General features: G+C 66.3%; 11 protein-coding genes. All 11 read left to right on the top strand.

All coding sequences use genetic code 11. The features are described from left to right. Positions 1-76: 76 nt before the first annotated feature. The 11 genes from ACFO0A_RS14300 to ACFO0A_RS14350 all read left to right on the top strand — a co-directional run bounded on the left by ACFO0A_RS14300 (position 77) and on the right by ACFO0A_RS14350 (position 16,937). Positions 77-2,824 carry an ATP-dependent DNA helicase gene (locus ACFO0A_RS14300; RefSeq protein ID WP_379539726.1) on the top strand — a complete coding sequence of 916 codons (2,748 nt, stop codon included), beginning with the start codon at positions 77-79 and terminating at the stop codon, positions 2,822-2,824. Further along, complete coding sequence (locus tag ACFO0A_RS14305) at positions 2,821-3,366, top strand: SixA phosphatase family protein (RefSeq protein WP_379539728.1); 546 nt, start codon at positions 2,821-2,823, stop codon at positions 3,364-3,366. Before ACFO0A_RS14300 ends, ACFO0A_RS14305 begins: the two co-directional genes overlap by 4 nt. Beyond that, complete coding sequence (locus tag ACFO0A_RS14310; RefSeq protein WP_379539730.1) at positions 3,294-6,917, top strand: hydantoinase B/oxoprolinase family protein; 3,624 nt, start codon at positions 3,294-3,296, stop codon at positions 6,915-6,917. Before ACFO0A_RS14305 ends, ACFO0A_RS14310 begins: the two co-directional genes overlap by 73 nt. Further along, positions 6,914-7,591, top strand: a complete 678-nt coding sequence (locus ACFO0A_RS14315) for a DUF969 domain-containing protein (protein ID WP_379539732.1) — start codon at positions 6,914-6,916, stop codon at positions 7,589-7,591. Before ACFO0A_RS14310 ends, ACFO0A_RS14315 begins: the two co-directional genes overlap by 4 nt. After that, positions 7,588-8,532, top strand: coding sequence for a DUF979 domain-containing protein (locus tag ACFO0A_RS14320; protein WP_379539734.1), 945 nt, complete (start codon positions 7,588-7,590; stop codon positions 8,530-8,532). The genes ACFO0A_RS14315 and ACFO0A_RS14320 overlap by 4 nt, the downstream gene beginning before the upstream one ends. Next, positions 8,529-9,527: a DUF2891 domain-containing protein gene (locus ACFO0A_RS14325; RefSeq protein WP_379539735.1), complete on the top strand. Its 999-nt coding sequence runs from the start codon at positions 8,529-8,531 to the stop codon at positions 9,525-9,527. Before ACFO0A_RS14320 ends, ACFO0A_RS14325 begins: the two co-directional genes overlap by 4 nt. A gap of 59 nt (positions 9,528-9,586) precedes the next feature. Beyond that, complete coding sequence (gene zwf, locus ACFO0A_RS14330) at positions 9,587-11,035, top strand: glucose-6-phosphate dehydrogenase (protein ID WP_379539737.1); 1,449 nt, start codon at positions 9,587-9,589, stop codon at positions 11,033-11,035. Beyond that, on the top strand, positions 11,028-11,654 hold the full coding sequence (locus tag ACFO0A_RS14335; protein ID WP_379539739.1) for a 6-phosphogluconolactonase: 627 nt from the start codon (positions 11,028-11,030) through the stop codon (positions 11,652-11,654). The genes zwf and ACFO0A_RS14335 overlap by 8 nt, the downstream gene beginning before the upstream one ends. Next, entirely contained in the window at positions 11,654-13,480 is a 1,827-nt protein-coding gene (gene edd / locus ACFO0A_RS14340) for a phosphogluconate dehydratase (protein ID WP_379539741.1), read from the top strand. Before ACFO0A_RS14335 ends, edd begins: the two co-directional genes overlap by 1 nt. 80 nt (positions 13,481-13,560) lie before the next feature. Next, positions 13,561-14,175 carry a bifunctional 4-hydroxy-2-oxoglutarate aldolase/2-dehydro-3-deoxy-phosphogluconate aldolase gene (eda, locus tag ACFO0A_RS14345; RefSeq protein ID WP_379539742.1) on the top strand — a complete coding sequence of 205 codons (615 nt, stop codon included), beginning with the start codon at positions 13,561-13,563 and terminating at the stop codon, positions 14,173-14,175. After that, the gene (locus ACFO0A_RS14350; protein ID WP_379539744.1) at positions 14,172-16,937 is read left to right on the top strand and encodes a phosphoenolpyruvate carboxylase; all 2,766 of its coding nucleotides are present in this window, start codon (positions 14,172-14,174) and stop codon (positions 16,935-16,937) included. The genes eda and ACFO0A_RS14350 overlap by 4 nt, the downstream gene beginning before the upstream one ends. Positions 16,938-17,049: the final 112 nt, after the last annotated feature.

Below are 17,049 nucleotides of genomic sequence, written 5' to 3' on the forward strand. Positions count from 1 at the left end.
ACCGCGCGGTGGATGGTCGCTGCAATGCGGCGCCCCGCGTTTACTTTTCGTTCCACCTTCGCCACATCGGCAGACGATGCCTGACGCACTGCCTGCCCTGCCCTATCCCGCGCTTCACGCGAGCCACGGCGGGGTCTGGCTGCGCGGACCGGACGGCGCGACGCGCGCGATCGCAAAGGGCGAGGCGATCATGCTGGCGGCAGACACCCCGCTGCTCATGCTCAATGCGCCGCTCGTCGCCAGCCGCCTGGGCTATCCCGAGCTATCGGGTCTCGACCTTCTCGAGGCCTTTGCATTCATCCATCCGGCGCGGTTCATGGTACCCACGCCCAAGGGTCTGGCCGATGCCCTGGGGCTGGCGCCGCCGGAAACGGACGCCGACGTTCCGGCCCTGCTTCATGCCGCGGGCTCGCGCCTGCTGTCCGACTGCGCCGACCCGGACTGGGCCGAGCGGGAGGGCGCGTGGAGCGTGCTTCAATCGCTCGCCCGCCTGCGCTGGCCGTGGGCCGGCGTTCTGGCGCCCCATGTCGCGCGGCCCGAACGCGCCGAACGCTGGCTGTTCGCTCGCCTGCCCGAATGGGAGGAAGTAGCCGAGCGGCCGCAGCCGGCCCAGGTTGCGTTGGACGGCGATGAGGTTTCGGGGCGGCTTGCGCGGCTGGTCGGCAGCGAGTCGGAAGAGCGGCCGGGCCAGCGCGATTATGCCCGAGCGGCTGCGGGCGTATTCGCGCCGCGTCAGCGCGAGCGCGAGCCGCACGTGCTCCTCGCCCAGGCCGGGACCGGCATCGGCAAGACCCTCGGCTACCTTGCGCCGGCCAGTCTCTGGGCCGAAAAATCGGGCGGCGCGGTGTGGGTCTCGACCTTCACCAAGGCGTTGCAGCGCCAGCTCAGGCGCGAAAGCCGACGCGCCTGGGATCCCGCAGAACCCGGACCGGCAAAGGTGGTGGTTCGCAAGGGACGCGAAAACTATCTCTGCCTCCTCAATCTCGAGGATGCCCTTCAGGGAGGCTTTGCGGGGCGGCCCGCGATCATGGCCCAACTCGTCGCGCGCTGGGCTGCCTACACGCAGGATGGCGACATGATCGGCGGCGACCTGCCGGGGTGGCTGCCCACCCTTTTCCGCCAACGCGGCGTGGCGGCGCTGACCGACCGGCGCGGCGAGTGCGTCTATGCCGGCTGTCCGCATTACCGAAAGTGCTTCATCGAACGCTCGACCCGCGCCGCCGCCGCCGCCGAGCTTGTGATCGCCAATCACGCACTGGTGATGATCAACGCAGCGCGTGGGCGCGAGGCAGGCGGGGCCATGACTCGGATCGTTTTCGACGAAGGCCATCATTTGTTCGAGGCAGCCGATTCGACCTTTTCGGCTGCGCTCACAGGTGGCGAGACCATCGAGTTACGGCGTTGGGTGATCGGCCCGGAAGGACGGTCGAAGGGACGCAGGCGCGGCCTCGCGGCACGGCTTGCCGACCTCGCCAGCTATGACGAAGAAGGCGGCCGCGCGATCGCGCAAACGATCTCGGCCGCTGAAGCGCTGCCTGGCGACGGGTGGCTCGGCCGGCTCAACGAGGGCGCCCCTTCGGGCCCGTTGGAAGAGTTGCTCGCCGCAGTCCGCGCGCTCGTCTACGCCCGCGACGAAAGCGGTGGCCAAGAGGCTGGTTACGGGCTCGAAACCGAAGCCGCCCAGCTCGATGGCGCGTTCGTCGAATTGGCCGGCGCCGCGCAGGCCGCGCTTGACGCCATCCGCGCGCCACTCATGCGGCTTGCCGTCCGGCTCGAAGCGCTTATCGCGGAACCGCCCGACTGGCTCGATGCGAGTGCGCGTGCCCGCGCGGAAGGCGCGCGCCACGCGATCGGCTGGCGCGCCGACCTGCTGGCGGCCTGGATCGCTCTTCTCGAGCGGCTCGGAGGCCCCGCCGATCCCGAATTTGTCGACTGGCTCGCAGTCGAGAGGTCCGATGCGCGGGAATTCGACGTCGGCATCCACCGCCGGTTCCTCGATCCGATGAAACCTTTCGCCCAAACGGTCCTGGCCCCCGCCCACGGCGTCATGCTGACCAGCGCCACGCTGAAGGACGGACTCGAATGGGACAGCGCGATCGCACGCAGCGGCGCCGCGCACCTTGGCGTCGTGCCGCGGCTGGCCAGCGCCGAAAGTCCGTTCGATTACGCGGCGCAGGCCGAGGTGCTGATCGTTACCGATGTGCCCAAGGGCGACATTCCACAGCTCGCGGCCGCCTACGCCCGGCTGATCGAGGCTAGTCGCGGTGGGGCGCTGGGCCTTTTCACCGCGATCCGCCGGCTGCGCGCAGTCCACGGGCGGATCGCCGACAGGCTTGCCCGAGCCGGATTGCCGCTGTTCGCCCAGCATGTCGATCCGATCGACACGGGCACGCTGGTAGATATCTTCCGCGACGATCCCCACGCCTCGCTGCTGGGGACCGACGCCTTGCGCGATGGGGTCGACGTACCCGGCCACTCGCTCAGGATGGTCGTGCTAGAGCAGGTGCCGTGGCCCAAGCCGTCGATCCTGCACCGCGCGCGAAGGCTCGCCGGCGGGGGCAGCGCGTACGACGACCGCCTGATCCGCGCGCGTCTGGCGCAGGCGTTTGGGCGATTGATCCGATCAGCTGACGACAAGGGTCACTTCGTTGTCCTTTCTGCCGCTTTTCCGTCGCGTCTCCTTTCGGCTTTCCCGCCGGGCACCCCCATCCGCCGGTGTACGCTGGACGAGGCTTTACAAAGCGTGGCCGCCGGTGTTTCTGGCGCGCCTGACGCAGCACGAGAATCCGGTCTCATCGGTCCCATGACATCGCCGCACCCATGAAAACGCTGGGACTGTTCCGCCACGCCAAGTCCGGCTGGGCCGATCCGCGCGCCCGCGATTTCGACCGCCCGCTGAACGAGCGCGGCGAAAAAGGCGCGCTGCTGATGGGACGCTACATACGCGACCACGGCCCGCGCTTCGACCGGGTGGTCGCCTCGCCCGCGATCAGGGTGAGCGAGACCATCGACATCGCCAGCAAGGCGTTCGGCCGCAGCTTTCCCGTCGAATGGGACCGCCGCATCTACCTTGCCAGCTCGGCGACCCTGATCGATCTCCTCCATGCGCTGGACGGCGATCCCGACACCGTGCTGATGGTGGGGCACAACCCGGGGCTCGAGGACCTTATCTTCGATCTAGTGCCCGACGATGGCTCCTCGCCCTTGCGCGACGAGGTCGAAGTAAAGTTTCCGACCGCCGCCTTCGCGGTGCTCGCGCTGGCGGTCGACCGGTGGAGCGATGTCGCGGCGGGATGCGCCAAACTGGTCTCGCTCACCCGGCCGCGCGACCTCGATCCCACCTTGGGCCCGGAGCTGGTGGGCTGAGCGGACCGCGCTGGAGTTTCGCGATCGACCGCGGCGGCACGTTTACCGACATCGTCGCGCGCTCGAGCGACGGGCGGCTGCGGGTCGCCAAGCTGCTGTCCGAAAATCCCTCTGCCTATCCCGACGCCGCGAGCGAGGGAATCCGGCGCATCATCGCCGCCGAAGGGGGCGAGATCGAACGGGTACGCATGGGTACGACCGTGGCGACCAACGCGCTTCTTGAGCGCAAGGGCGAGCGCCTAGCCCTGCTCACCACCGGGGGCTTCGCCGATGCCCTGAGGATCGCCTACCAGGCGCGCCCCTCGATCTTCGCGCGACATATCATCCTCCCTTCGCAACTGTATGAAACAGTTCACGAACTGGATGAGCGTGTTTCCGCAGAGGGCGCCGTGCTGCGCGCGCTGGACGAGGATGCCGCCACGCGGATTCTCAAGGGTCTCCGTGACCAGGGCTACGATGCGCTCGCCATCTGCTTCATGCACAGCTGGCGGTTCGGCGGTCACGAAGCGCAAGTCGCCCGCATCGCGCGATCGCTTGGCTTTGCGCAGGTTTCCGCCAGCCACGAAGTCGCGCCGCTGATCAAGCTCGTCGGGCGCGGCGACACCACCGTGGTCGATGCGTATCTGTCGCCGGTGCTGCGCCGCTATGTCGAGCGCGTCGCCGGGGCGCTCGGAACCGGAGTGCCACTTCAGTTCATGCAATCGAACGGCGGCCTTACCGATGCCGGCGCGTTTCGCGGCAAGGATGCGATCCTTTCGGGTCCGGCGGGCGGTGTCGTCGGGATGGTCGCGGCCAGCTCACCCCACTTCCCCCCAGGCGAGCCGGTGCGGCTCATCGGTTTCGACATGGGCGGAACATCGACCGACGTTGCCCACTATGCAGGATCGTTCGAACTCACCGGAGAAAGCGTGGTCGCTGGCGTCCGCATTCGGGCGCCTATGATGGCAATCGACACGGTGGCCGCCGGGGGCGGGTCGATCTGCCGGTTCGACGGGTCGCGGCTGCGGGTCGGGCCCGAAAGCGCCGGGGCCAAACCCGGTCCGGCCTGCTATCGCGCCGGGGGACCGCTGACGGTGACCGACTGCAACCTGGTCCTCGGCCGGATCGACCCAGCACATTTTCCACAAGTATTCGGCCCGACCGGCGATCAACCGCTCGATCGCGACGCGGCTATGGCGCGGCTCGAGGAGATTTGCGCCGCGATGGGCGGCTCGATCATCCCTCCCGATCTAGCCGCCGGCTTCCTGCGCATCGCAACCGATAATATGGCCGCCGCGATCCGCCGCATTTCGATCGGGCGTGGCCATGACGTCACCCGCTATGCGCTTGCCTGCTTCGGCGGCGCGGGCGGGCAGCATGCCTGCGCTGTGGCCGACGCGCTGGGCATGGAGCGCATCCTTATCCATCCGCTGGCGGGCGTACTTTCGGCCCACGGCATCGGCCTCGCCCCGGTCAAGTCGATCCGAGAGGCAAGCTGGCTACGACCCGTGGGTGAGGACTGGAGCGATGCACTGACTTCCCTCGAACGGGAGGCGACGGCCGCGCTTGCGGAGCAGGGAATCGATGTCGCCTCCATCCATCTCGAGCGGCGCGGAAAGCTACGCCTCGAAGGCGCTGACACGACGCTTGAGCTCGTGCTGCAGCCTGACGATACGCTCGCGCAGCGCTTCCACGCTCTCCACCGCGCTCGGTTCGGTTATGCCGAGAGCAGCGTGCCCATCGTCGATACGCTCGTCGTCGAAGCAATAAGTGCCGCGACCGATTCCGCTTCAACCCAGCAGTTCGATCTGAACGCGCCGAACGCCTCTGAGACGCACGACGGCGGTGTCATCGACCGCGCCAGCATGCGCCCCGGAGCGGAAGTGAACGGGCCCGCGATGATCGTCGATCCATCGGCAACGACCCTCGTCGACCCAGGCTGGCGCGCGACCTGCGCGAACGACGGCACGCTCGTCGTGACCAGAAATGTACCGTTAAGTCGCGAGCATGGAGTCGGGACCTCCTGCGACCCGATCATGTTGGAGATTTTCAATAATCTTTTCATGTCGATCGCCGAGGATATGGGCACGGCGCTTCAAGCGACCGCTACCTCGGTGAACATCAAGGAGCGGCTCGATTTCTCCTGCGCCCTGTTCGATGGGACCGGCGCGCTGATCGCCAACGCGCCACATATCCCGGTGCATCTGGGCTCGATGGGCGAAAGCGTCCGCACCATCATCGCGAACCGGGGCGAGGCGCGTGACGGGCGCGGCATCCTGCGCGGCGATGCCTACGTGCTCAACGATCCCTATGCCGGCGGCACTCATCTGCCGGACATCACCGTGATCGTGCCGGTCTTCTACGGCCAGGGCGACACGCCCGACGCGTTCGTGGCAGCGCGCGGGCACCACGCCGATATCGGGGGGATCGCCCCGGGATCGATGCCGCCCGAAAGCACGACGATCGCGGACGAGGGGGTCCTGATCGACGACTTCCTGCTCGTCGACCGCGGCGTGCTGCGCGAGGCGGAAATGCACGCCCTCCTGCGTTCCGGCCCTTGGCCGGCGCGCAATCCCCATCGGAACATGGCCGATCTCCAGGCGCAGCTTGCCGCTTGCACCCGGGGTGTCGAGGGTTTGGCTGCCACTGCCCGCGATCACGGCGCGGAAGTTGTCGCGGCCTATATGGCCCACGTCATGGCCAATGCCGAGGAATCGGTGCGCCGCCTGCTCGATCGGCTCGAAGACGGGTCTTTCACATACCAAATGGATAATGGCGCACATGTAACTGTTTCTATTACCGTAAATCGAGATAGCCGGTCTGCGGTAATGGACTTCACCGGGACAAGCAGCCAGCTTCCCGACAATTTCAACGCGCCTCGCTCCATCGTCCGTGCGGCGGCACTCTACGTCGTGCGGACGCTGATCGACGATGCCATTCCGCTCAACGACGGCTGCTTGCGCCCGATCGAACTGATCGAGCCCGACAGGTCTATGCTGAGCCCGCATTGCCCGGCCGCTGTCGTCGCAGGCAATGTCGAGACCAGCCAGGTGGTCACCGATGCCCTGTTCGCCGCGACGGGAAGGCTCGCACCGTCGCAGGGTACGATGAACAACTTCACCTTCGGCAACGCCACGCACCAATATTACGAGACGATTGCCGGCGGATCTGGAGCCGGGCCGGATCATGACGGTACCGCAGGAGTGCAGACCCACATGACCAACAGCCGCCTGACCGATCCTGAAGTGTTGGAAACGCGGCTGCCGGTCCGGGTGGAAGAGTTTGCAATCCGCCACGGCTCGGGCGGAGAGGGGCTTCACCGCGGCGGGGACGGGCTGATCCGGCGGATCAGGTTTCTCGAGGCCATGCGCGCCAATATCCTGGCGAACCGGCGCCGGGTTGCCCCGCGGGGGATTGTCGGCGGCGGCGATGCCCTGCCCGGACGCAACTGGGTTGAACGCGCGGATGGGTCGCGGGAAGTCCTCGAAGCGACCGGATCGGCCGAGATGAACCCTGGCGATATGTTCGTCATCGAAACACCGGGCGGCGGCGGCTTTGGAAGAATGCCATGAGCGAATTCCTTCCGCTCCTGGGCATCGTGCTCGTCGTCGCCGGCTTCGCGCTGCGCTTCAATCCTCTGCTCGTCGTCGCTGTGGCTGCCATCGCCACCGGTCTTTTAGGCGGGATGGATTTCATCTCGGTTCTGGGAACACTCGGCAAGGCGTTCAACGATAACCGTTTCGTGTCGGTCGTCTGGATCGTCCTGCCCGTGATCGGACTGCTCGAAAGATATGGCCTCCAGGCACGAGCCCGCGCGCTGATCGAGGAATTTCGCGGGGCAACCGCCGGACGGCTGTTGCTTGGGTATCTTGTCCTTCGCCAAGGCCTTGCCGCGCTGGGCCTCACTTCGGTTGCCGGTCATGCTCAGACCGTCCGGCCGCTGGTCGCCCCGATGGCCGAGGCCGCGGCGGCACGGCAACTGGACAATAGCGACGAGGAAGGCGTGGCGCAGGAGGTCAAGGCGCTTGCCGCCGCGACAGATAACATTGGCCTGTTCTTCGGCGAGGACATCTTCATCGCCATCGGGTCGATCCTGCTGATCCAGGGCGTCCTGCGCGGCGAGGGGATCGAACTGACGCCGTTCGAACTGGCATTCTGGGCTATCCCCACAGCGATCTGTGCGCTGCTTATCCACGGCGGGCGGCTGTTGTGGTTCGATCGCCGCCTGGCAAGGACCCGGCGATGATCGGACTCCAAGCGCTTTACGCCCTTGCCGGCACCGCCTTTGCGCTTTTCGCGCTGTCGGGCCTGCGCGATGCCACGAACCCGCTCCGTCTCGGCAATGCGGCGTTCTGGGGCCTCCTCGCCTTGAGCTTCTGGGCGGGCGACGTGCTGGGCGACGTCGCCAACGGGTTGCTGGTCCTTGCGCTCGTCGGCATTGCCGGCGCGCGGCTTCTCGGCCGGGGGACGCCGCGCGAACGCGTCGCCGAGCCGCGCGGCGAGCGATTGGGCAACCGCCTTTTTATACCGGCGCTGGTCATACCTGCTACGGCCCTCATCGGCACTCTGGCCTACAATTACACCCCGCTGAAGACTGCCGGACTCATCGAGGACAAGTGGGCCACGCTCGTGTTTCTCGCTACGGGCGTGATCCTTGCGCTGATCCTGTGCTTTGCGTGGCTGCGGCCTTCGCCAGTCGCGCCGGTGGAGGAAGGGCGCCGCCTTATCGATTCCATCGGCTGGGCCGCTGTCCTGCCGCAGATGCTCGCGGCGCTAGGCGCGGTTTTCGCCGCGGCCGGAGTAGGCACCGCAATCGGAGAGATCGCAGGGGCCGCGATCCCGACGGGCAGCGTTCTCCTCGCGGTCGTGGTCTATGCGCTGGGGATGGCGTTGTTCACGATGATCATGGGTAATGCGTTTGCCGCCTTTCCCGTGATGAGCCTTGCCATCGGAGTGCCGATCCTGATCCATGCCGATGGCGGCAACCCGGCGGTTATCGCGGCAGTGGGAATGTTGAGCGGCTTCTGCGGCACGCTGATGACGCCGATGGCCGCCAACTTCAACATCGTGCCCGCCGCGCTACTTGAATTGAAGGACCAGTACGCGGTGATCCGCAAGCAGGTCGGCACGGCCTTGCCCTTGCTGGCCTGCAATATCGCCATCCTCTATTTCGCGGGTTTCCGATGACGACGCTCGACGCAGCTACCGCCTCCCGCTTTGCCCGCGCTGCGCTGGGCCACGTAACGCGCGAGTATCCTCACAAGCTCGATCACGTGCTCGAGTGCGATGGTGACGCCTTGCCTCCGCGTCTCCTTCATCCGGTGTTCTTCGGAAGTTTCGACTGGCACAGCTGCGTCCACGGCTGGTGGACGCTGTTGACCCTCAGGCGGCTATTTCCCGACATGGCCGAAGCGACGCACATCGCCAAACTCGCCGACGAAACGTTCACCGAAGACCGATTGGCGGGGGAACTGGCCTATCTAGAGCGCCCGTCCTCGGGCGGCTTCGAGCGACCTTACGGCTGGGGCTGGCTCCTCTATCTGCATCTCGAGGCAACCCGCCACGGCGACCGTCCCTGGGCGGAGCGCCTGGCCCCCCTTGCCCGCGCGTTCGCCGCGCGATTTTCCCGCTATCTTGATGTCCTGACCTACCCGATCCGCACGGGCACTCACGGCAATACGGCTTTCGCACTGGTGCTAGCCCTCGAATGGGCCGAGGCGTTCGATGAAGAACTGACAGAGCGCATCCGGTCGCTGGTCCCAGCGTGGTTTGCCGGCCACGAGGATTGCCAGGCGTGGGAACCAGGGGGCGACGAGTTCCTCTCGCCCGCGCTCATGGAAGCCCTGGCGATGGTCCGGTGCCTGCCGCAGGCTGCCGCCGCGGCGTGGCTCGACAACTTCTTCCCGCGCCTTGCCGCTCGGGAGCCGGCCAGCCTGTTCGTCCCGGCGACGGTAAGCGACCGCAGCGACGGCAAGATCGCGCACCTCGACGGCCTCAATCTCAGCCGAGCGTGGTGCTGGCGCGCGCTCGCGCCCCTGGTCGCCCCTGCCGGGAGCGCAGCGGTGGAGCAGACGGCCGCCGAGCATCTTGCCGCCGCCCTGCCCCACGTCACCGGGGATTACATGGGCGAACACTGGCTGGCGAGCTTTGCGCTGCTGGCGCTCGGAGATGCCCGCCACTAGGGTTTTGCGCGCGTCGGGGCCGCGATTCGCCGGTTTGTCCGCCTTGCAAAGGATGCTGAATGATCAATCGCGCGACGTCGGCCCTCCTGCTGTTCGGAGCCACGGGCGATCTTGCCAAGCGCATGCTCCTGCCATCGCTTTTCGCGCTGCACGAGGACGGGCTGCTTTCTCCGGGCTTGCGGATCGTCGGCACGGCCCGCTCGGAGTTGAGCGACGAGGCTTTCCGCGAAATGGCGCGCGAGGCGCTGGCTGAATTCCTTCCCGACGATCGCAAGGACGACGCCAAGCTTGCGGGATTCCTCGATCGCTTGAGCTACCAGCCGCTCGACGCATCGAAGACCGAGGGTTTTCCGGCCCTTGCGCAAAAGCTCGGGGACACCAGCGGCGGCCTCGCCATCTTCCTGTCGACGGCGCCATTCCTGTTTGAACCGACCATCGCCGGCCTCAAGAGCGCGGGGCTCGCGCACGAAGGCGTCCGCATCGGCCTGGAAAAGCCGCTGGGCAACGACCTGGCCTCAAGCTGCCGGATCAACGACGCGGTCGCATCCGCTTTTTCCGAGGACCGGATTTTCCGGATCGACCACTACCTCGGCAAGGAAACGGTCCAGAACCTCATCGCGCTGCGGTTCGGTAACATGATGTTCGAGCCGCTGTGGAATGCCGTCGGAATCGATCACGTGCAGATCACGATCAGCGAGACGGTGGGGCTCGAGGGACGCAAGGGCTTCTACGAAGACACCGGCGCACTGCGCGACATGGTCCAGAACCACATGCTTCAACTTCTGGCGCTGATCGCGATGGAACCGCCGGCCGACTATGACGCGGCATCGATCCGCGACGAGAAGGTGAAGTTGCTGCGGGCGCTGCGTCCCGTGCGCGCCGCCGAGATGGTCCGCGGCCAGTATGGCGCTGGCGCGGTCGAAGCGGCGGCGGTCGGCGGTTTCGTCGACGATCTCGGCGAACCGTCGGACACGGAAACGTTCGTGGCGCTGAAAGCGCACATCGAGAACTGGCGTTGGCAGGGCGTCCCTTTTTACCTGCGAACCGGCAAGCGACTGGCCGAACGACGCAGCGAGATCGTGATCCAGTTCAAGTGCGTTCCCCACAATATCTTCGCCGAGCGTGGCGGAAAACTGGTTGCCAACAGGCTTGTCATCCGCCTCCAGCCCGAGGAATACGTCAGGCTCCAGGTCATGGCCAAGGAGCCGGGCCTCGATCGTTCGGGGATCGTGTTGCGCGAGGTTCCGCTCGACCTTTCACTCACCGAAGCCTTCGCCAAGGCACGCCGGCGGATCGCCTACGAACGCCTGTTGCTCGACCTGATAGAGGGCGAGCAGACCCTGTTCGTTCGCCGCGACGAGGTGGAGGCGCAATGGCGCTGGATCGACGCGATTCGCAAGCTGTGGGTAGACGAGAACGTCGAACTCAAGCGTTATCCCGCGGGTGGTTGGGGCCCGAATGCCGCCATCGCCTTGACCGAGCGCGACGGGCGAAGCTGGAATGACTGAAGCATCCGCCTCGCTGGCTTCTTGGCACCCGCGCGGAGACGCCGCCGCGGTTGCCGACAAGATCGCCGATGTAGTCGCCCGGCTTGGCCTTAAGCGGATCGCGGTTCCGGGCGGCTCAACCCCGACACGAATCTTCGCCATGCTCGCCCAGCGCGGGCTCGACTGGCACGGGACGACGCTGGTTTTGACCGATGATCGCCAGGTGCCGGTCGATCACCCGGCCAGCAACATGGGTTCTCTCAAGGCGAGCATGGGTGAAACCGGCGCGACCCTGGTCGGCCTGGAGAGCGGCGCTCCGGTTGCTCCGTTCGATCTCGTCTGGCTTGGCATGGGTACAGACGGTCACGTGGCGTCGCTGTTTCCAACGATGGCCGCGGAGAACGTCCTTGAACCAACTGTCATTTCCACCCTTCCCGATCCCCTGCCGCCGGAAGCTCCGTTCGCCCGGCTGAGCCTGAACATTCCCGCACTCGTCGCCTGCGACGAGTTGATCCTGGTCGTTACCGGTCAGATAAAGAAGGACGTGCTTGAACGCGCGCTGGCAGGGACTATCGACGTGCCTGTTGCGCGGCTTCTGCGGGCCGCGCGCTGCCCGGTCACGATCTACTGGAGCGAGTGATGGCCACCCTCGACACGACGCTTGCCCGGGTCACCCAACGCATTGTCGAACGATCCCGCCCGGGCCGGGGCCACTATCTCGACCTGATCGAACGGGCGCGTGATGCCGGCGTCAACCGCCCGCACCTTTCCTGCGGCAACCTTGCTCACGGCTTTGCGGCGAGCGGGGAGGACAAGCCAACGCTTCGCAAAGGAAAGTCGCCGAATATCGGCATCGTTACAGCCTACAACGACATGCTTTCGGCGCACCAGCCGTATGGTCGCTACCCCGACCAGATCAAGGTCTGGGCGCGCGAAGCTGGCGCAACGGCGCAAGTGGCCGGCGGCGTTCCGGCCATGTGCGACGGCGTGACGCAGGGGCAGGATTCGATGGACCTGTCGCTGTTCAGTCGCGACGTGATCGCGATGGGAACCGCGGTGGCGTTGAGCCACGGGATGTTCGAGGGCGCGTTGCTTCTCGGCATCTGCGACAAGATCGTGCCCGGCCTGCTGATCGGCGCCCTGCGCTTCGGTCATCTTCCCACGATCCTGGTGCCTGCCGGGCCGATGTCGTCGGGTCTGCCGAACAAGGAAAAGGCCCGCGTCCGCCAGCTCTTCGCGGAAGGCAAGGTGGGGCGCGACGAACTGCTCGAGGCGGAAAGCGAAAGCTACCACGACGCGGGAACCTGCACCTTTTACGGAACCGCCAACTCCAACCAGATGATGATGGAGATGATGGGCCTGCATTTGCCGGGAGCGAGCTTTGTAAACCCGCGCGACAAGCTTCGGCAGGAATTGACGCGGGCCGCGGTGCACCGGGTCGTGGAAATTGCTTGGAACGACGGCGATTATCGCCCGCTCGGCCACTGCGTCGATGAAAAGGCTGTCGTCAACGCGATCGTCGGCCTGCTTGCGACAGGCGGTTCGACCAACCACTTCATTCACATCCCCGCCATTGCCCGCTCAGCCGGGATAATCGTCGACTGGAACGATATGGACGAGCTCAGCCGCGTCGTCCCGCTCATCGCCAGCATCTATCCGAACGGAGCGGGAGACGTGAACGGCTTTGCCGCGGCAGGCGGAATGCCGTTCGTAATTCGTGAACTCCTCGATGCCGGCCTCGTCCATGACGACATCCTTACCGTCTATGGCAATTCTCTCGGCGATGGAGCCAGGGAGCCCTTACTCGGAGCGGAAGCGGAGCTTTCCTGGGAGGCCCCTCCAGCCGTTTCGCGCAACGAAAAGCTGCTTCGCCCGGTGTCCGAGCCCTTTCAGCTCGAAGGCGGTCTGCGGCTGGTCGAGGGCAATCTCGGCCGCGGCACAATCAAGGTGAGCGCCGTCGAGCCCTCGCGCTGGACCACCGAGGCGCCCTGCCGCGTCTTCGCAGACCAGAATGCGGTCCTTACCGCTTTCAAGTCGGGCGAACTCGAACGTGATGTCGTGGTGGTCGTCCGGTTCCAGGGACCGGCAGCGAACGGCATGCCCGAGCTTCACAAGCTTACCCCGCCGCTGGGCGTCCTCCAGGACCGTGGCTTTGCCGTGGCCCTCTTGACCGACGGGCGGATGAGCGGAGCAAGCGGCAAGGTGCCTGCCGCCATCCACGTGACGCCCGAGGCGGGCAAGGCCGGCCCGATCGCCAAGCTGCGCGATGGCGACATTGTGCGGATCTGCGCGCACACCGGACAGCTCGAGGCGCTAATCGATCAAGCCGAGTGGGATCTGCGGCCGCTCGCCGAAGCACCTCCCCCGGCATGGGGCACCGGGCGCGAGCTTTTCGCCATGATGCGCCACCATTGCGACCCCGCCGAGATGGGCGGATCGGCGATGCTGGCGGAGGCGGGCCTCTAGATGCGGCGACGCCTCGCCATGCAATCGCGGTTGCCCGATCCGGGTCCACCCACTTCCAGAAAAGTTCAGGAGCCTGAGACGTGAAGCCCATCGAGCAAATCATGCGAGCCGCGCCCGTGATCCCGGTTCTGGTCATCGAGGACCTCGCGCATGCGGTGCCGGTGGCGCAGGCGCTGGTTGCCGGCGGTCTTTCGGTCCTCGAGGTCACCTTGCGGACCCCCGTCGCTCTCGAGGCGATCGAGGAGATGCGCCGCGTCCCCGGCGCAATCGTCGGCGCCGGCACGGTGACCGGGCCCGAAGACTTGCGCGGCGCGCTTGCCGCAGGCGCTCAGTTCGTCGTGTCGCCCGGACTTACCCCCCGGCTGGGCGAGGCTGCGGTTTCCAGCGGCATCCCGTTCCTGCCAGGCATCGCCAATGCGGGCGACATCATGATGGGTCTCGACCTTGGCCTGACCCACTTCAAATTCTTCCCCGCCATGGCCGCAGGTGGCCTGCCTGCCCTGAAGTCGCTTGCTGCACCGTTCTGGCAGTGTCGCTTTTGTCCGACAGGCGGCATCACCCAGGACACGGCGCCCGAGTGGCTGGCGTTTGACCCCGTTCTGTGCGTCGGCGGAAGCTGGATCGTTCCCCGCAGCGCGCCCGACCCCTCTGCCATCGAGGCCTCGGCCCGCGCCGCCGCGGCGCTTGCCCGGTGAGGACGGTCGCGGATCTCGACGCAAGGCTGGCCGCGCTTCACGCTCGCACGGCCGAGACGCCGCTTTTCAATCCCGTCTTCCAGCTTAGCCTCGACCTTTCGCGCGAGATCGAGGGCGGAGCGCTCGACCTCGACGATATCGAAGTTCTGGTTGCTGATCTCGAATGCCGGGCACTGCAAAGCCGGGCGCAGCGCCTTCATCGGCTGATAAGTCCGACCGAGCCCGCGGCCAATGAGGAGAGCTTCCGTACGCTCCTGGGCGAGACCGACTTCGATGCATTCCGTGCGCGCTGGGAACGCCCGTTGCTCCACGCAGTCTTCACCGCGCATCCCACCTTCCTGCTTTCGCCGGCGCAATACGATGCTGTCGCGGCTGCCGCGCTCTCTGGCGGCGACAATGGCGCGGTTTGTCAGGTTGCCGCCCAAGATCCGGCGATCACGCTGGATTTCGAGCACGACGAGGTAACTTCCGCCATCGGCCGTGCGGCAGTGGCGCGAGACCGCCTCAATCGCCTCATCCTCGAGACCGCCCGTTCGCGCTGGCCCGATCGTTGGCTGGATCTGGCGCCCGTCCCGTTCCGCTTCGCTACCTGGGTCGGCTACGACATGGACGGGCGGACGGACATCGCCTGGTCGACCAGCATCGCATATCGGTTGCGGGAAAAGGCGACCCGGCTTGCAACCTATTGCGCGTCGCTGGCGACAATCGATTCCGCTCATGACCTTCTGCCCGTTCTGTCGGCGGCGCGCGACCACACCGCTGACTTGGCGCAGGCGTTCGCAGGTCCGCTCGACGATCCGCAAGAGCTGAGCGACGTGGCCAATCGCCTTACGAGCGACCATCCGGCCCGGCTGACCTCGCTAGCGCCGATAGTTGCCGCGCTCGATTCCGAGGGGGCAAATGCCGACGACGCACGTGCAATTGCCCTGAAGGTCCTGGCCGCCGCGATGAAAGCCGACGGGCTGGGCATCGGCTGGATCCATTTCCGCGTGAACGCCTCGCAGCTCCACAACGCCATCAGGGCGCGGATCGACCCCGAAGGGACGCTCGATCTGGGCAGTCGCGGCGCGCTGGTGCGGCTTCGCGAGCTGCTTGCAGCGGTCAAGCCGATGCGATCGAACTTCGCCGCGCTCGCGATCGAAAGCGCCACTGCACTGCGCCAGTTCCTGGCGATGGCGCAGATCCTTCACCACATCGACGCCGACGCCCCTATCCGGATGCTGATTGCGGAATGCGAACAACCGCAGACGGTCCTTGCCGCGCTATATTTCGCCCGCGCCTTCGGGGTCGAGGACAAGGTTGACGTGTCCCCGCTTTTCGAAACTGAAACCGCACTGGAACATGGCGGCCGCCTGCTTGACGCCCTGCTCGCCGAACCAGCCTATCAGGCCTATGCCCGCAAGCGCGGCCGGGTGGCGATCCAGACCGGCTTTTCCGATGCTGGCCGCTTCGTGGGCCAGATCCCCGCGGCACTGGCGATCGAGCGGCTGCAGGGACGGCTGGCGCAGGCCATGACGCGCGGGGGACTGGCCGATGTGCCGGCGCTGATCTTCGACACACACGGAGAATCGATGGGGCGCGGCGCGCATCCCGCCAGCTTCGCCGATCGACTCACCTGGCCGCTGAGCGATTGGGCGCGAGCCGGGTTTGCCGAAGCAGAGATAGTGCTCGAGCCCGAAGTCAGCTTCCAGGGCGGTGACGGCTACCTGTTCTTCCGCAATCCGGAGCTGGCGCTGGCCACGCTGGTGCGGATCGCGGAACAGGAAGCCAGGCATCGCGATGGAGCGAAAGATCCCTTCTACAGCCGGACCGACCTAAGTCTCGATTTCTATCGCAGCATTCGCCAGGTCCAGCGCGATCACCTGGAATCCGAGACTTATGCCCGCGCGGTCACGGCGTTCGGCCTGGGGATGATCAAGACGACGGGCAGCCGCGTCTCGCGCCGGCAGGGCGCGGGCGGACCCACCAGCTTGCGCCAGATCCGTGCTATTCCCCACAACGCGATCCTCCAGCAGCTGGGCTATCCGGTAAACGTGATTGCTGGCGCCGGCACCGCCGCGAACGAGGAAGTCGAGGCTATCGCGGACCTGCTGACAGCTTCGGCGCGTGGAGGCCAACTCGTGCGCCTGCTGCGCGCCGCCAACGGCCTCGCGAGCATCAAGACGGTGGCTGCATTCGGCGAGTTGTTCAATTCGGCCTACTGGGCCAGCCGCCCTTACCGCGGGACTGAAAGCGCGCTCGAGCCGGGATGCCTTGCGCTTGCCGAATACCTGACCAAGGACGATCGCACCGGCGTTTTCCGCCGGCTGGCATCGCGGCTGCGGGTCGACTGGATGAAGTTGCATCGTCTGCTCGCCCTCCTCCCCCAGGAGGAGGAACAGGTCCCGCGCGAGGATACTCGTCGCGCCATCGGTCTGCTCCAGGCGCTGCGCCTTGCATTGCTCCAGCACATGTTCCTGCGCGCAGCACAAGTGCCCCCGTTCGCCCGGTCGAATGACATCAGCCGTGAGGACGTGCTGGAGATGGTGCTGTCGCTCCGGATCGACGAGGCGCTGGCCCAGCTTCGCCGGGCCTATCCCGTGTCGGTACCCCAAATCGGTGATTTCAGCGTGACCGAGCCGACCGACTATCCCGATGCCGCGAGCGATGGGCATGGCTATGGCGCGGTCCGCGCCAGCTTCATCGACCCGATCGACAGGGCCCACGCGCTGAACCTGAGGATCGCGACAGCCATCGCCAATCACTTCGGCGCGCACGGCTGATCGGACGGTAAGCGATTGTCTCCGCAGCATTGTGACGCACGGCATTGCTGCAATCGATAGCGCGGCCTAGCGTAATCGAGGGAGTCGCCGGGTACCGGTTAATTCCGGAACT

The sequence above is a fragment of the Novosphingobium tardum genome, from assembly GCF_042652045.1.
Classification (GTDB): Bacteria; Pseudomonadota; Alphaproteobacteria; order Sphingomonadales; family Sphingomonadaceae; genus Novosphingobium; species Novosphingobium tardum.

Excerpts from the sequence above, each read along its gene's own strand:
- ACFO0A_RS14300 (WP_379539726.1), top strand. The coding sequence starts at position 77 with ATGCCTGACGCACTGCCTGCCCTGCCCTATCCCGCGCTTCACGCGAGC.
- ACFO0A_RS14315 (WP_379539732.1), top strand. The coding sequence starts at position 6,914 with ATGAGCGAATTCCTTCCGCTCCTGGGCATCGTGCTCGTCGTCGCCGGC.
- edd (WP_379539741.1), top strand. The coding sequence starts at position 11,654 with ATGGCCACCCTCGACACGACGCTTGCCCGGGTCACCCAACGCATTGTC.
- zwf (WP_379539737.1), top strand. The coding sequence starts at position 9,587 with ATGATCAATCGCGCGACGTCGGCCCTCCTGCTGTTCGGAGCCACGGGC.
- ACFO0A_RS14320 (WP_379539734.1), top strand. The coding sequence starts at position 7,588 with ATGATCGGACTCCAAGCGCTTTACGCCCTTGCCGGCACCGCCTTTGCG.
- ACFO0A_RS14335 (WP_379539739.1), top strand. The coding sequence starts at position 11,028 with ATGACTGAAGCATCCGCCTCGCTGGCTTCTTGGCACCCGCGCGGAGAC.
- ACFO0A_RS14310 (WP_379539730.1), top strand. The coding sequence starts at position 3,294 with ATGCGCCAAACTGGTCTCGCTCACCCGGCCGCGCGACCTCGATCCCAC.
- ACFO0A_RS14305 (WP_379539728.1), top strand. The coding sequence starts at position 2,821 with ATGAAAACGCTGGGACTGTTCCGCCACGCCAAGTCCGGCTGGGCCGAT.
- ACFO0A_RS14325 (WP_379539735.1), top strand. The coding sequence starts at position 8,529 with ATGACGACGCTCGACGCAGCTACCGCCTCCCGCTTTGCCCGCGCTGCG.